This window comes from Streptomyces sp. NPDC007907, from assembly GCF_042959365.1.
GTDB classification, from domain to species: Bacteria; Actinomycetota; Actinomycetes; order Streptomycetales; family Streptomycetaceae; genus Streptomyces; species Streptomyces indiaensis.
In genome coordinates, this window is record NZ_JBIBKR010000010.1 from 35,506 (window position 1) to 50,460 (window position 14,955).

At 73.4% G+C, this 14,955-nt stretch carries 12 protein-coding genes and 2 pseudogenes; 4 read left to right on the plus strand and 10 right to left on the minus strand.

Translation table 11 applies throughout. From position 1 onward, the window contains the following. Positions 1-11: 11 nt before the first annotated feature. On the minus strand, positions 12-671 hold the full coding sequence (locus tag ACFZDI_RS34010) for a 4'-phosphopantetheinyl transferase superfamily protein (RefSeq protein ID WP_361120580.1): 660 nt from the start codon (positions 669-671) through the stop codon (positions 12-14). Next, positions 668-1,528, minus strand: a complete 861-nt coding sequence (locus tag ACFZDI_RS34015; protein ID WP_234848047.1) for a metallophosphoesterase — start codon at positions 1,526-1,528, stop codon at positions 668-670. The genes ACFZDI_RS34010 and ACFZDI_RS34015 overlap by 4 nt, the downstream gene beginning before the upstream one ends. A gap of 253 nt (positions 1,529-1,781) precedes the next feature. Between ACFZDI_RS34015 and ACFZDI_RS34020 the strand changes: the two genes are divergently transcribed. Then, positions 1,782-2,963, plus strand: a complete 1,182-nt coding sequence (locus tag ACFZDI_RS34020; RefSeq protein ID WP_391256050.1) for an ATP-grasp domain-containing protein — start codon at positions 1,782-1,784, stop codon at positions 2,961-2,963. On the opposite strand, the pseudogene ACFZDI_RS34025 reads toward ACFZDI_RS34020, so the two are convergent. From ACFZDI_RS34025 to ACFZDI_RS34040, 4 genes and pseudogenes are all read right to left on the minus strand, one after another. Beyond that, a pseudogene (locus ACFZDI_RS34025) lies at positions 2,900-3,103 on the minus strand (cupin domain-containing protein); the annotation flags it as partial. The gene ACFZDI_RS34020 and the pseudogene ACFZDI_RS34025 overlap by 64 nt on opposite strands. 3 nt (positions 3,104-3,106) lie before the next feature. Continuing rightward, positions 3,107-6,148, minus strand: coding sequence for a glycoside hydrolase family 38 C-terminal domain-containing protein (locus ACFZDI_RS34030; RefSeq protein ID WP_391256053.1), 3,042 nt, complete (start codon positions 6,146-6,148; stop codon positions 3,107-3,109). A 71-nt stretch (positions 6,149-6,219) separates the two neighbouring features. Then, positions 6,220-7,560, minus strand: a complete 1,341-nt coding sequence (locus ACFZDI_RS34035) for a 6-phospho-beta-glucosidase (RefSeq protein ID WP_391256055.1) — start codon at positions 7,558-7,560, stop codon at positions 6,220-6,222. After that, positions 7,557-8,321, minus strand: a complete 765-nt coding sequence (locus ACFZDI_RS34040) for a DeoR/GlpR family DNA-binding transcription regulator (protein WP_234848059.1) — start codon at positions 8,319-8,321, stop codon at positions 7,557-7,559. The genes ACFZDI_RS34035 and ACFZDI_RS34040 overlap by 4 nt, the downstream gene beginning before the upstream one ends. A gap of 149 nt (positions 8,322-8,470) precedes the next feature. Here ACFZDI_RS34040 and ACFZDI_RS34045 point away from each other — a divergent pair, with 149 nt between their 5' ends. The 3 genes and pseudogenes from ACFZDI_RS34045 to ACFZDI_RS34055 all read left to right on the plus strand — a co-directional run. Next, the gene (locus tag ACFZDI_RS34045; RefSeq protein ID WP_391256058.1) at positions 8,471-9,322 is read left to right on the plus strand and encodes a PfkB family carbohydrate kinase; all 852 of its coding nucleotides are present in this window, start codon (positions 8,471-8,473) and stop codon (positions 9,320-9,322) included. 166 nt (positions 9,323-9,488) lie between these two features. Further along, the gene (locus ACFZDI_RS34050) at positions 9,489-10,409 is read left to right on the plus strand and encodes an alkaline phosphatase family protein (protein ID WP_391256403.1); all 921 of its coding nucleotides are present in this window, start codon (positions 9,489-9,491) and stop codon (positions 10,407-10,409) included. Between the two features lie 225 nt (positions 10,410-10,634). After that, positions 10,635-10,766: pseudogene (locus ACFZDI_RS34055) on the plus strand (IclR family transcriptional regulator); the annotation flags it as partial. Positions 10,767-10,793: 27 nt separating this feature from the next. Here the strand turns inward: ACFZDI_RS34055 and ACFZDI_RS34060 are convergent. The 4 genes from ACFZDI_RS34060 to ACFZDI_RS34075 all read right to left on the minus strand — a co-directional run bounded on the left by ACFZDI_RS34060 (position 10,794) and on the right by ACFZDI_RS34075 (position 14,828). Beyond that, positions 10,794-11,648, minus strand: coding sequence for an oxygenase MpaB family protein (locus tag ACFZDI_RS34060; RefSeq protein WP_391256060.1), 855 nt, complete (start codon positions 11,646-11,648; stop codon positions 10,794-10,796). Positions 11,649-11,777: 129 nt separating this feature from the next. Further along, positions 11,778-12,659: a short-chain dehydrogenase/reductase gene (locus ACFZDI_RS34065; protein ID WP_391256062.1), complete on the minus strand. Its 882-nt coding sequence runs from the start codon at positions 12,657-12,659 to the stop codon at positions 11,778-11,780. A gap of 47 nt (positions 12,660-12,706) precedes the next feature. Further along, positions 12,707-14,326 carry an FAD-dependent oxidoreductase gene (locus tag ACFZDI_RS34070; protein ID WP_391256065.1) on the minus strand — a complete coding sequence of 540 codons (1,620 nt, stop codon included), beginning with the start codon at positions 14,324-14,326 and terminating at the stop codon, positions 12,707-12,709. Beyond that, the gene (locus tag ACFZDI_RS34075; protein WP_234848055.1) at positions 14,319-14,828 is read right to left on the minus strand and encodes an SRPBCC family protein; all 510 of its coding nucleotides are present in this window, start codon (positions 14,826-14,828) and stop codon (positions 14,319-14,321) included. The genes ACFZDI_RS34070 and ACFZDI_RS34075 overlap by 8 nt, the downstream gene beginning before the upstream one ends. Between the last annotated feature and the right edge of the window lie 127 nt (positions 14,829-14,955).

The following is a 14,955-nucleotide window of genomic DNA, read 5'->3' on the forward strand; positions in this document are numbered from 1 at the left end:
GCGCGGCGGGTTCAGGCGTGCGGTACCGCGATCGCCGTCGCGATCAGGCCCCGCCCCGCCGTCCAGCGGCCGTCGAAGTGGTCCAGGCGGCGGGTGCCCACCCGGGGTCCGGGGACGAGCAGGTCCGCGCGGAAGGTGCCGTCGGGGGTGAGCTCGATGTCGGCCTCCATGAAGTCCAGCCACTTCCCGGTGAGGGGGAACCACGCCTTGTAGACGGACTCCTTCGCGCTGAACAGCAGGCGGTCCCAGTGGATGTCGGGGTGTCCGGCCGCGAGCCGCCGCAGTCGGTCGGCCTCGGCCGGCAGGGACACCGACGGCAGGACGCCTTCGGGCAGCGGTCCGTGGACCTCGGCGTCGATGCCGAGGGACGCCAGGTCGGTGGCGCGGACCAGCGCGGCGGCGCAGTAGCCGTCGCAGTGGGTCATGCTGCCGGCCAGCCCGGCTGGCCAACCGGGGGCACCGCGCTCCCCGGGCAGGATCGGCTGCGGCGGCACACCGAGCTTCTCCATGGCCCTGCGGGCGCAGGAGCGCACGACGGCGAACTCCCTGCGCCGCTTGGCGACCGCCCGTGTCAGGAGCGCCTCCTCCTCGGGGTACAGCGGGGTGTCCGCCTCCGCGTTGCCGTACGTCTCGACGGTGACCACCGTCTGCGGCAGCAGCTCCTCGATCACCGCTCCTCGCCCTCCTCCGGCAGGATGCGCCGCAGCCGCCCCGGCGGCTGGGACCGTTTGCTCCACTCACGCGGATAGCCCACCGACACCTCCTCGAAGCGCACGCCGTCGTGGAAGGTGGTACGGGGGATGTGCAGATGGCCGTAGACCATGGCGGGCACGCGGAACCTGCGGTGCCAGTCGGCGGTCAGGTCCGTGCCGCACCACATGGCGAACTCGGGGTGCCACAGCACGTCCATCGGATGCCGGTGCAGCGGGTAGTGGTTGACCGGGATCACCGGCAGGTCGCCGGGCAGGCCGGCGAGTCTGCGTTCGGTCTCGGCGACCCGTGCCCGGCACCAGGCCTCCCGGCTCGGGTAGGGGTCGGGGTGCAGCAGGTACTCGTCGGTGCACACGATCCCGGTGCCCTGCGCGTACTCCAGGCCCTGTTCCTTGGTGGTGCAGCCGGCCGGCAGGAACGAGTAGTCGTACAACAGGAACAGCGGGGCGACGACCACCGGGCCGCCGGGGCCCTCCCAGACGGGGTAGGGGTCCTCGGGTGTCGTCACACCGAGGTCGCGGCACATCTCGACGAGGTGGGTGTAGCGGGCGACACCGCGCAGGGGGACGGCGTCGCTCGGACGGGTCCACAGCTCGTGGTTTCCGGGCACCCAGACGACCTTGCGGAAACGGCCCGCGAGCGTCTTCAGGGCCCAGCGGATGTCCGCCACGGTCTCGGCGACGTCCCCGGCCACCAGCAGCCAGTCGTCGTCCGTGCCGGGCCGCATGCCCTCGACCAGGGCGCGGTTCTCCGGGTAACCGATGTGCAGATCGCTGATGGCCAGCAGTTGTGCGGCGCCACCGGCCGTCGATGTCACCTCTCGCCCCCTCCGTCCATGCGGACGCCACCAAGAGATCACATCCGTGTGACCGGGACAAGGGCGGCCCGGGGGCGGCGGGCGGAGAATTCCTTCACACGCGCGTTGCACGAGGGAGCTCACCGAAGCCGTATGATCTGGCCCAACACCACCGCTACGAACGTCCCTTTCAGGGGCGGTTTGGTGTCCCTCCCTTCTCCTGCCCGGGCACGGGCTGCTCAGCCCTGCCCGCGAACCGTGAAAGGCGGCCTGCATGGTCTCTCGCGTACGCGTCTGGCTCAACCGCACGTACGCGGAGAACGTGTTCTTCATGGATCAGCTGCGGAGGAATCCCAGCGACCGGGCGGTCGAGATCCATGCCACGCACGGCGACCCCGACTCGCCGGTGCTGGCCGCCGCCGACACCGCCGAGCTGGAGCCCGAGAACCTCTCCCCCGCCGGGTACGTCGAGTACGCGCTGGACCAGTGCGCGCGGCGGGGCATCGACGTGTTCGTGCCCCGGCTGCACCAGTCGGCGGTCGTGGCGCACCGCGCCGAGTTCGAGGCGGCCGGCACGGCGGTTCTGGCGCCGCCGCCCGAGGCCGTGGCCGTCTTCCACGACAAGGTGATCGCCTACGAGGCGGTCCAGGCGATCGGTGTGCCGGTGCCGCCGTGGTACCGGGTCCGCTCGGAGGAGGAACTGGTCGCCGCGGTGGAGGAGCTGGAGGCGGGCGGGCACAAGGCGTGCTTCAAGCCGGCGTCCGGGGCCGGCGGGGTGGGCTTCCGCGTGATCACGCGTACGCCCTTCTCCCTGATGCATCTGAGCGGTTTCCCGAGCCCGTACGTGCCGCTCGATCTGGTGCTGGAGGCGCTGCGGCGGGACGGGGAGCCGGTGGACTGGCTGGTGATGCCGCGCCTGGAGCAGCCCGAGGTGTCGGTGGACTGCCTGACCGGCCCGGACAACCGGGTCCGGCTGGCGGTGGGCCGCACCAAGAACGGCCGCCGCCGCGGCTTCACGCTGCACGAGCAGTGGCTGGAGCCGGCCCGGCGGATCGCGGAGGGTTTCGGTCTGCACTACCTGTCCAACATCCAGTTCCGGATGTTCGGCGACCGGGCGGTGCTGATGGACGTCAACACCCGCCCGGCCGGCGGCCTGCACCAGCTGTCCCAGTGCGGTGTCAATGCGCCGTGGGCGGCTGTGCAGTTGGCCCTCGGCGAGGACCCGGGCGATATGGAGCCGCCGTTCCTGGGCCAGGACTACACGGTGGTGTCGGGGCCGCGCCCGCTGCGGCCGGTGTCGCTGCCCCAGCAGCGGCCTGAGGTGGCCGAGCCGCTGCCGGCGGTGCCCTCGCCCGCTGCACCCGAGCAGGCCGGCGCCGTCGGGTCGGCGGTTCAGGCGGCGCCGCTCCCGGGCCTGGCCGCGAGCGCCTCGCGCCGCACCGGGCTGTCGACGTAGTGGTGGTCGAAGCGTTCCGAGGAGTCCTTGATCTCCTGCGGGTCGGCCTCGCCGCGCATCACCCGGCCCGGTAGCCGCAGACAGTGGAGGCGTCCCGCACCCGGGGTGAAGACGAACAGCACGTCGGCTGTCACCCCCGGCGGTCAGCCCCTTCGCAGGCGCAGGGTGAGGATCTGGAAGGGGCGCAGCGCGACGGCGACGGCCCCGTCGGTGATCTCCGCGTCCTCCAGCGGGCGTTCCAGCAGGTCGGTGATCCGGGCGCCGGCGAGCGGGAACCCGGTGCGCAGGGTGCCGGTGGCGCGGCCGCCGCGGGACTCGTAGAGCCGTACGACGACATCGCCGGAGGCGTCGTCGGCGAGCTTGACCGCTTCCACGGTGATGCCCTCGCCCTCGGTGGAGACGACCGGTTCGGGGGCACCGGCCGCGTCGGCCACCCGCAGCGGCAGGTTGAGGGCGTAGCCCTCGGCGACGGCGTCCTCGATGGTCGCGCCAGGCAGCAGGGCGTAGGTGAAGCGGTGGCGGCCCTGGTCGGCCTCCGGGTCCGGGATGCGCGGGGCGCGGACCAGGGACAGGCGGACGGTGGTCGTGGTGCCGCCGTCCTCCCGGACCGTGCGGGAGACGTCGTGCCCGTACGTCGAGTCGTTGATGACGGCGACACCGTAGCCGGGTTCGCCGAGGTGCACCCAGCGGTGGCCGGAGACCTCGAAGCGGGCCGCCTCCCAGCTGGTGTTGGTGTGGGTGGGGCGCTGGATGTGGCCGAACTGGATCTCGGCGCAGGAGTGCGGGGCGCGGATGTCGACCGGGAAGGCCGCCTTGAGGATCTTCTCGGTCTCGTGCCAGTCGATGTCCGTCTCGAAGTCGATGCGGGGGCTGCCGGCGCGGACGGTGATCGTCTGGATGATCGTGGAGCCCTTGCCGAAGGACCGTTCGACGCGGATGGCGCCGATCAGCGGGTCCTGCTCGACGACGGTGACGGACGAGGCGTCCAGGAGGTCGGTGTAGCGGTTCTTGTAGTGCTTGTCGATGTCCCAGGCGTCCCAGTAGTTGGGCAGGTCGGTGTGCAGGCGGAGCAGGTTGCCCGGCTCGGCGAGGACCTCGCGGCCGGTGCGCAGGTCGCGGACGGAGGACAGCGTGCCGTCCTCGGCGACCTCCACCCGGACCAGTCCGTTGTCGAGGAGCCGGCCGTCCACGGTCACCGGCTGCGGGGGCGCGGTGTCGGCCAGGGGCGCGGAGCCGCTCGCCGGCACCTGCACGTACACCGGTGTGCCGTCGGCGGTGCGGACCACTTCGGCACGGTCGTAGGGGCCGGTGTTGAAAACGCGGGTCCCGCCGGTGCCCAGTGCGGCGAGCGCCTCCGCGGTCAGCGCGTGCAGCTCCCGGGCGACGCGGGCGTACTCGGCCTCGGCCTCGCGGTGCACCCAGGCGATGGAGGAGCCGGGCAGGATGTCGTGGAACTGGTGCAGCAGCACCGTCTTCCACAGCCGGTCCAGCTTCTCGTGCGGATAGGTGTAGCCGGGGGCGTGCAGGGCGGCCGTGGTCGCCCAGAGTTCGGCCTCGCGCAGGAGGTGCTCGGAGCGGCGGTTGCCCTGCTTGGTGCGGGCCTGGGAGGTGTAGGTGGCGCGGTGCAGCTCCAGGTAGAGCTCGCCGACCCACACGGGGGCGTCCGGGTACTCCTCGCGGGCCTTGGCGAAGAACTCGTCGGGGTGTTCGACGACGACCTTCGGGGAGCCCTCCAGGTTCGCCAGCCGGCGGGCGCGTTCCATGATCTCGCGGGTGGGGCCGCCACCGCCGTCGCCCCAGCCGAAGGGCGCGAGGGAGCGGGAGGCGCCGCCCTTCTCCTGGTAGTTGCGGACCGCGCGGGACATCTCCTCGCCGCTGAAGCGGGCGTTGTAGGTGTCGACGGGCGGGAAGTGCGTGAAGATGCGGGTGCCGTCGATGCCTTCCCACCAGAAGGTGTGGTGGGGGAACCTGTTGGTCTGGTTCCAGGAGATCTTCTGGGTGAGGAACCACTCGTTGCCGGCGAGCTTGGCGATCTGCGGGTAGGCCGCGTTGTAGCCGAAGGAGTCCGGCAGCCACACGCCCTTGGTCTCGATGCCGAAGTGCTCGATGAAGAACCGCTTGCCGTGGACGAACTGGCGGGCGACGGCCTCGCCGCCGGGCAGGTTGCCGTCCGACTCGACCCACATGCCGCCGACCGGCGCCCACTGGCCGTTCTTGACCGACTCCTGGATGCGGGCCCAGACCTTGGGGTGGTTGTCGCGCACCCACTCGTACTGCTGGGCCTGGGAGCAGGCGAAGATGAAGTCGTCGTACTCGTCGGCGAGCGAGGTGACGTTGGAGAAGGTGCGGGACGTCTTGCGCTTGGTCTCGCGGATCGGCCAGAGCCAGGCGGAGTCGATGTGGGCGTGGCCGACGCCGGAGATCGTGTGCGCGCTGGCGTGCGCGGGCTTGGACAGTGCCGGCTTCAGCGCCTCGCGGACGGCCGGGGCGGAACCGGAGACGTCGTCCAGGTCGAGCAGGTCCATCGCCCGGTCCAGGGCGTGCGCGATCTCGTGCCGGCGCGGGTCGTGCTCGCCGAGCTCCAGCATCAGCTCGCGCAGCACCTGCACGTCGAGGTCGAGGTGCCACACCTCCTCGTCGAGGATCGCGATGCCGGCGCTGCGGAAGGTGTAGAGGGGCTTGTCTCCCGCGGTCAGCTTGTCGCCGAGCGGGGTGACCCTGGAGAAGTTGTCCGCCAGGATGTCCGGGTTGGAGGCGGCTTCGACCAGGTAGTCGACCGTCTCGCCGCCCCGGGCGGGGTTGGCGATCGCCACGTACTGGTTGAGCGGGTTGACGGCCTTCAGGGGGGTGCCGTCGGTGCGGTGGACCAGGGCCTCGGCCTGGTTGCCGGGCCAGCCGCCGACGAAGCCGAGGTCGATGACGGCCTCGACGCGGCGGCCCGCCCATTCCTCGGGGACCCTTCCGCGCATGCGGAACCAGGTGGTGCCCCAGGGCGGACCCCACGGGGTGCCCATCGTGAAGGGCTCGTAGGAGGCGGCGGCGGCCTCCTCGAACGGGACCGGCTCCCCCGGGGCCTGCCAGGCCGCCACCTCGAAGGGGACGGTGGCGGCGTAGACCGCGGTCTTGATGCGCTGGTCGTGAAGGCGCTGCACGCGCTCCTCGATGCGGCGGCTTTCGTCGTGCATGGGATGTCTCCAGGAAGCGGGAAGAGCGAGCAGACGGGAAGCGGTGGGGGAAAGCGCTTACCGAGTAGCGTTCACCTAAGGTACGCCAACCCGGGATGGACCTCGGTGTAGCCCTCGACCAGCCTGCGGGCCACGTTGACGGAGTCGACGAGCGGATGCAGCGCGAAGGCCTTCACGGCGGTGGCGCGGGAGCCGGAGTCGGCCGCGGCCAGCACCTCGCGCTCGACGGCCTTGACCGCGCAGACCAGGCCGGTGGCGTGGTCGGGCAGCGGGTCGACGGCGACGGGGTGGGCGCCGTTGGCGTCGACCAGGCAGGGGACCTCGATGACGGCCTCCGCGTCCAGGACGGACAGCGTGCGCCGGTTGCGCACGTTGAGGATCAGGGTGGTGCGCTCGTCCCGGGCGATGGCCCGCATCAGGGCGAGGGCCACCTTCTCGTAGCCGCCGGACAGGTCGTCCTCGTCGCGTTCCCCGGCGCCCGCGCTCTCGCGGTTCTCGGCCATGTACGTGGCCTCGCGCTCGGCGCGGGTGCGGTCCCAGACGGCGAGGGCGGGGGCGTCCGGGTCGCGCATCTCGGCGTAGAAGCGGGCCTGCTGGTCGCGCAGGAAGGCGCCGCGGGTCTTCTCGGCCTGCTGGTAGGCGCGGACGGCCTCGCGGTTGAAGTAGTAGTAGTGCAGGTATTCGTTGGGGATCGCGCCCAGGGAGCGCAGCCAGTCGGCGCCGAAGAGCTTGCCCTCCTCGAACGAGCCGAGCAGGTCGGGGTCGGCGAGCAGGCGCGGGAGCTCGTCCCGGCCGGCGACGCGCAGGCCGCGCACCCAGCCGAGGTGGTTGAGCCCGACGTAGTCGATCCACGCCTCCGCCGGGTTCTTCACGCCGAGCACCCGGGCGATGCGGCGGCCGAGGCCGACCGGGGAGTCGCAGATGCCGATGACACGGTCGCCGAGGTGGCGGGACATGGCCTCGGTGACCAGACCGGCGGGGTTGGTGAAGTTGATGACCCAGGCGTCGGGCGCGAGCCGGGCGACCCGTCGCGCGATGTCGAGGGCGACCGGGGCCGTGCGCAGGCCGTAGGCGATGCCGCCCGCGCCCACCGTCTCCTGGCCGAGCACGCCTTCGGCCAGGGCGACGCGTTCGTCGTTCGCGCGTCCCTCCAGGCCGCCGACGCGGATCGCGGAGAACACGAAGTCGGCACCGCGCAGGGCGTCGTCGAGGTCGGTGGTGGCGCTCACCCCGGGGGCGTCGGGGACGCCGGCCGCCTGTTCGGCGAGGACGCGTGTCACCGCCGACAGCCGTCCGGCGTCCGGATCGTGCAGGACGACATGGGTCACCCGGCCCTCGGCGTGGTCCTGGAGGAGCGCTCCGTACACCAGGGGTACGCGGAATCCTCCGCCGCCCAGAATCGTCAGTCTCACGCTTGCACCTTTCCCGCCACGACGACCTCGACGCCCGCCTCCTGGAAGGAAGCCTGTGTCGCCGCGTCGACCGGCGCGTTCGTCACCACCGCGTCCAGGTCCTCGGGACCGCAGACCTTCGCCATCCCGTGCCCGGGGAACTTCGCCGCGTCGGCGAGCAGCACCACCTTCTCGCCGGCCTTGATCATGGCCCGCTTGACCGGCACCTCCACGACGGTCGTGTCCATGACCTGTCCGCCGGGCCGCACCCCGCTGGTGCCGAGGAAGAGCCAGTCGGCGTGCAGCTGGCGCAGGTTGTCCTCGGTGAGGAAACCGACCAGGGAGCGGTACTCGCGGCGGACCATGCCGCCGAGCAGGACCAGTTCGATGCCCTCGTCGTCGGCGAGCTCCTCGTAGACCACCAGGTTGCTGGTGATCACGGTGAGCCGCCGTCCGTGCAGCTGCCGGGCCAGGCGGTAGGCCGTGGTCCCGATGTCGAGCAGCACCGACTGGCCGTCCCTGATCATCGCGGCGGCGCGTTCGGCTATGGCGTCCTTCTCGGACACGCGCACCTCGGCGACCTCGGCGAAGGGCTGGTCGCCCTCCTCCACGACGGCGCCGCCGTGCACCCGCGTGAGCAGTCCGTCCTCTTCGAGTTTCACCAGGTCACGCCTGATGGTGGCGGGGCTCACGCCCAGCTGCTCCGAAAGGTCGGTCACGGCTGCGGGGCCACCGGCCCGCAGGGCCCGAAGGATGAGTTGGTGTCGTCGTTCAGCCAGCACGGCGTGCACATTACTCGTCATCTCCAATCATCGCCATGCTTATTTCTGCTCGGGTATTGACCAATCTCGCGAAGCAGCGCACGATTTCGGTCACCGAAATGAAGAGTTCTGACGATCTCCGTCGAAGCAGCGAGTGAGAGGACACATCCGTGGACGACGACCGGCCCGATGTGCTGCTGACCGGGCTGCTCTTCTACGACCTCGTCCTCACCGGGCTCGGCAGGCCGCCCGCCCCGGGCGAGGAGATCTGGACCCGGGGCATGGGCTGCGGCCCGGGCGGCATCGCGAACCTCGCGGTCGCCGCGTCCCGCTTCGGCCTGCGCACCAGCCCGGCCACGGTGTTCGGAGACGACTTCTACGGCGAGCACTGCCGGGATCTCCTGAGCGACCAGGAACACGTCGACCTCTCGCTCTCCCGGACGGCGGACGGCTGGCCCACGCCGGTCACGGTCTCCGTCGCCTGCGGTCACGACCGGGCCCTGCTCACCCACGGCCAGCAGCCCCCTTACACGCAGGACGTACTGATGGGCGGCCCGCCCGACGCGCGGACCGCCCTGGTGCACCTCGAGGCCGAGCCGCGCGAGTGGCTCGCGAAGGCCGCCGCCAACGGCACCCGGACCTACGCCGACGTCGGCTGGGATCCCACCCAGGAGTGGCCGACGGCCCTGCTGGAGCAACTGGCCCTGTGCCACGCGTTCCCCCCGAACGAGACCGAGGCGATGGCCTACACCCGCACCGACAGCGCGATGGCCGCGCTCGGCACCCTGTCCGAGCTGGTGCCGGTCGCCGTGGTGACCCGCGGCGGGGACGGCGCCCTCGCCGTCGACCAGATCACCGGCGAGTACGCCGAGGTCCCGGCCCTGGACACCGAGGTCCTGGACGCGACGGGTGCCGGAGACGTCTTCGGCGCGAGCTTCCTCGCGGCGTCCCTCGGCGGCTGGCCGCTGGCGGAGCGCGCCGTACTCGACGGAGGGAGCGGTACAGGGCAGTTGACGCCCTGAAGGGCCGCGCCCTTCAGGGGCGCGGGGAACTGCGCGACCAGCCACAGCGGGCGCGCGGTCAGAATCCGGCGGCCGGTCCCGAGCTCTTCTGGCAGCCATTCAAGAGAGGCACCCTGTGACGGACGTCAACACCGAGGCCCGACGCCCCAAGGTCCTCGTCATCGGCATGGACGGCCTGCGCTACGACCGCCTGACCCGCTCGCCCGCCAATGCCCCGGTACTGCACGCCCTGATGGCGGCGGGTGCCGTCGGCACGAGCCTGCTGCCCTACGGCCGGCCCGACGGCGAGCCGTCGAGCACCGCGGCCTTCACCGACTCCGGCCCCGGCTGGTCGAGCATCCTCACCGGGGTGTGGCCCGACCGCCACGGGGTCACCGGCAACGATTTCAAAGGCGCCGACTACACCCGCTACCCCGACTTCCTGACCCGTGCCGCCCGCACCCGGCCCGGTCTGCGCACGGCCGTCGCGGTGTCCTGGCCGGCCCTGGTCCGCCGCGGCACCCTGGGCCGGACCATCGGCCGACGGGTGCGCCACAACGGCGAGTTCCGGGGCTACGAGAGGGCGGACCGCCGCGTCGCCCGCACCGCCCTGCGCTGGCTCACCCGGGGCGACCCGGACGCCCTGTTCGTGTACTTCGGCGCCACCGACGAGGCCGGCCACGCCACCGGGCCCCTCTCCCCCGCCTACGACCGGGCCCTTCTCGCACAGGACGCCCACCTCGGGCGGCTGCTGGCGGCGATCGACGCGCGGCGATCGGATCCGGGGCGCGCCGGGGAGCGGTGGACCGTGCTGGTCACCACGGACCACGGTCACCTCGACTCCGGTGGCCACGGCGGCGACTCGCGTGCCGAGCGGGAGGTCTTCGTCGTCCTCGCCGAGCGCGGAGCCCACGGATGCCCAGGAGGCACCCCGCTCGACACCCCCCGCCAACTCTCAGGCACCCCGCTCGACAACCCCCTCCTCATCGACATCGCCCCCACCGTCCTGGACCGTCTCGGCATCCCCGTCGACCCCGCATGGGGCCTGCAGGGCCGTGTCCTGCCCGGGCCCCCCGGACCCAGCGCACCGACTTCGGAATGGTCATGACCGACGCACCGCTCGATCCCCTGATCGCCCTCCGCCCCTGGGAAGCCCCCCACGAGGTCACCTCGGATCACCGCCGAGGCGGCGACTCCGGCCTGGCGCCCCGATCCGCCGCTTCACGCTCGCGGTGATGCCGGACAGGCAGTACCTGTTCGACGGGCCGAGCATCGACAAGGCGCCCGTCGAGGCCGCGCTGCACCATCTGCTGGAGCACGGCCGGGAGAAGAACATCGTGCCCACGGCGGCGTGACCGCCGCCGTGTGGATCGTGGTGCCCCACGCCGACGCCCGGGTGCCGGTCCTGGGCCCGGCGGTGCGGGTGGCGGCGCGCGGGATCTCGCGGGCGCTGGGGTGGCGGCCCTGAGCGGATGCGCCGCGTGGCGGAGCGTCAGATCTGTTCCCGGGCCGGTGTCATGGCCCAGCGGATGGTCCGGGTCAGGGCCCGGCCGGTGGGGCGCACGGCGAGGTCCTCGACGACCGGTACCCGGGGGAGCCACAGCAGGCCGCGCGCCCAGGGCGGGAGCAGGGTGACGGCGTTCGCGGCCAGCCCGCCGTAGAAGGGCCGGACGGCCAGGGGCAGCGGAGGGCGGAGCAGCAGGAAGCGGGCGGCCGCCCGGGCCTCGGGCGTGGCCCGCAGTTCGGGCCGGTACGCGGCCAGGCGCTCGGCCAGTTCGCCGCGGTCGCGGGGCGGGTCGACCACCCCCAGCGCCTCGGCGACGCGCGCGGTGTCGGCGACGTAGGCGTCGTAGCCGGCGGCGTCCAGGGGCCGGGCCCCGTAGCGTTCGTGGGCGCGCAGGAAGCTGTCCGTCTCGGCGGCGTGCACCCAGCCGAGCAGGTGAGGGTCGCCCGCGTGGTACGGCACGCCGTCGCCCGTGGTGCCGCGGATCCGCTCGTGGATGCCGCGCACGTGGTCGACCGCCTGCTGCGCGTCGGCGGCCGTGCCGTACGTCGTCACGGCCAGGAAGGTGCTGGTGCGCTGCAGCCGGCCCCACGGGTCGCCGCGAAAGCCGGAGTGGCCGGCGACCGCCGCCATCGCCAGGGGGTGCAGGGACTGCAGGAGCAGGGCGGTCAGCCCGCCGATGAACATCGAGGCGTCGCCGTGGACCGTGCGGATGGGCCGGTCCGGCCCGAACCACCGGGGCCCGGGCGTGTGGTGGATGCGGGCCCGGGTCGCGGGCCCGCCGGGCCCGGCGACCCGGCGGAACAGGGCCTGGCCCAGCTGTTCACGCACTCCGGTCAGCACGGTCGGCCTCCCTTCTCCTGCTGCCCAGTGTCCGGCATGGCAGTGCCGACCGGGGGGCGTGCCCGCCCGGGCCGCGCCGTCCCGGACCACCGGGCGCGGCCGGGCCCCCGCCTTGCCGTGCCGCCGGAGTCAGGAGGCTTGGCCCGATGCCGCGCGGTCGGCCTGGCCGCCGGCGCCGAGGGGGCCGGTGTAGCGGACCGGGCCCTCGGCCTCCAGGCGGGGCAGGGCGCGGCGCGCCACGCGCAGGACCACCGGGGGCATGGCGGGGCGTATCGGCTGGGACAGCCGCAACCAGGCCGGGGCGTAGACCGCCGTACGCCGCCGTTCCATGCCTCTGACCAGGCGGGCGGCGACGACCTCCACCGGGTACACGCGGCGGGCCGGCGCAGGCATGTGCAGGCGCAGCTCGCGCAGGACCGCGTACCGGTCGGCGTCGCGGATCATGTCGGTGTCCGTCCAGTTGAGGTAGGCGATACCGACCCCGACCCCGCGGTGCGCCACCTCCGCCCGCAGGGAGTGCGCGAAGGCCTCGGCCCCTGCCTTGGAGGCGCAGTAGGCGCTCATCAAGGGTGCGGCGCCGATCGAGGCCAGGGAGGCGACCTGGAGGAAGTAGCCCGCGGTGTCGAGCAGGTCCGGCAGGAACGCCCGGGCTGTCCGGGCGCTGCCGGTGAGGTTGACGTCGATCACGCGGCTCCAGGCGTCCGGGTCCGAGGCGAGCAGCGAGCCGCCCTCGGCGATCCCGGCGTTGGCCACCACGGCCGACGGGCGGCCGAGACCGTCCCGCACGGCTTGCGCCGCGGCTTCCAGCGCCGACAGGTCGGTGACGTCGGCCTCCAGGGCGAGGGCCGGGCTCGGCAGTGAGGCGGCCACCGTCTCCAGGGCGGCCTTCTCGTGGCCGACGAGCGCCACCCGGGCGCCGCGCCGGGCGACTTCGCGGGCCAGGGCCGCGCCCACGCCGCGGGCGGCTCCGGTGACGACGATCGTGCGCTCGGCGAGCGGGCTGCTGCGCATGGGCTGCCCTTCCTTCCGGCGTCGGTCCCGTCCCCCGCGGGCCGGGATCAGCGCCTGGCTCCGGTGCGGTCGCGGTGGGCGAGGAGCCGCTGGGCCCGGGCCAGGCCGGGGGGCCGGTTGCGGCGCAGGGCGGCCCGGGCGGCGTTGGCCCCGGGCGCTCCGTGCACTCCGCCGCCCGGATGGGCTCCGGAGGAGGCGAGGTACAGGCCCCGTACCGGGGTCTCCGGGCGGCCGGTGCCGGGCAAGGGCCGGAAGACGAGCTGCTGGTGTATGGCGGTGGTGCCGCCGTTGATGGCGCCGCCCGCGAGATTGCCGTCGAGCGCCTCCAGCGTCGGGGGCGCCAGGATGCGGCGGCTGCGGATCAGCGAACGGAAGCCGGGCGCGAAGCGTTCCACCTGGCGTTCCATGCGGTCGGCCATGAGCTCCTGGTCCTTGGTGCCCCAGCGGCCGGTGATGCCCTCGTCGGCGGCGTCGGCGCGGATCTCGTGGGGGATGTGGGTGTAGGCCCACGCCGATTCGGTGCCCAGGGGCGAACGAGTGGTGTCGGAGGTGGTCATCTGGCCGAAGATCAGGAACGGCCGGTCGGGGACCTCCCGCATGGCGATCTGCGCGGCGAAGCGGGTGAGCTCGTCCATGCCGTCGGCGAGGTGCACGGTTCCGGCCCGCGACGCCTGCTCGGCCTGCCAGGGCACCGGGCCGTCGAGTGCCCAGTCGACCTTGAACGTGGCGAAGTCCCACTGGAAGCGCCGCAGGTCGTCGAGGACCTGCGCGGGCAGGTGCTGCGGGTCGAGGAGCTCGCCGTACAGGGCGGGCGCGGACACGTCCGCCAGCACCGCCCGGCGGGCCCGGACCGCGTCACCGGTGGCCGTGCGGACACCGACGGCCCGGCCGCCCCGGACGACGACGTGCTCCACACGTTGCCCGCAGCGCACCCGGCCGCCCCGGGACTCCAGGCGGTGCACCAGGGCCGAGGTCAGCGCGCCGGAGCCGCCGGCCGGGACGGGGAAGCCGTAGGTCTGGCCCAGCATGGCCATCAGCCAGCCGAAGCCGCCGCTGCCCGTCGACTCGGGGGCGAGGTCGGCGTGCAGGGCGTTGCCCGCCAGCAGCAGGCGCCCGCCCTGGCCGCGGAACTCCTCCTCGCCCAGGCGGCGCACCGGCAGCATCAGGGAGCGGGCCATGCGCAGTCCGCCCGCGGCCCGCAGCCGCAGCGCCAGCCGCGCCGAGGCCCGGACGGGCGGGAACGGGGTGAACAGGGCGTCCAGGAGGTCGGGGCGCAGGCTCTGCCACACCTCGTGCAGTCGCCGCCAGGCGGCTCCGTCGCCCGCCTCGAAGGTGTCCAGGGACGCGGCGGTGGTGTCGACGTTGCGGTCCAGGAGGGCGCAGCTGCCGTCGGTGAGGGGGTGGGCCAGCACGCTGGGCGCGTGGCTCCAGCGCAGCCCGTGCTCCTCGGGGTGCAGCGCGGCCAGGACGGGCGATGCCGCGGCGAGGGGGTAGAAGGAGCTGAAGAGGTCGTTGACGAACGCGGGGTCGACCCCCCGGTCGTGGCGCACGGCGCCGCCCGGTTCGGGCTGCTCCTCCAGCACTTCCACGCTCCACCCGGCGTCCGCGAGGACGTTGGCGGCGACCAGGCCGTTGGGGCCCGCGCCGATCACCACCGCGTCAGGCATCGCGGGCTCCGCCGGTGTCGGGTCCGACGGTCACCTGGCCCAGCGGGCGGCGGGCACCGCCCGGGATCCGTGCCTCGTCCTCGCAGAGCCTGGCCAGGCGGGCCAGCATGGCGCGGTGGCGCAGCTGGATCAGCGCCTCGAATCCGATGTTGTGCAGCCGGCCGCCGGCGCCCCGCAGGGGGTGCTCGTCCACGATCACCAGGCAGTGCTCGCCCCAGGGCCGCAGCTCGATGGCGATGCGGGCCGTGCCGAGGGGACCTGCATGGGCCTCCAGCTCCAGCCGGGTGCCTTCCTCGCAAGAGCGGACGGTGGTCTCGTTGGTGAGCCGCACCGGGCCGAGCCGGACTTCGTAGCGGATCGCCGCGTCCTTGCGGGGCCAGTGCCCGCGTACCGGGTGGGACTCGGAGGTGCCCACCACCCACTCCGCGTAGCGGTGGCCGTCGGCCAGGACGTCCCACACGGCGCCCGGGCCGACCCGGATCAGGTGATGGCGTACGGCCACGGATGCCTCCTGCTGCCTCGACCGGTAGTCGTCGCCACCCCGAGTGCCCCGGAACCCCTTGTTCAACAGCGCCGAGCCCGGCGGGACCGGGCCGGGCTCGGCGCGGAGCCCAGCCGGACCGGGCCGG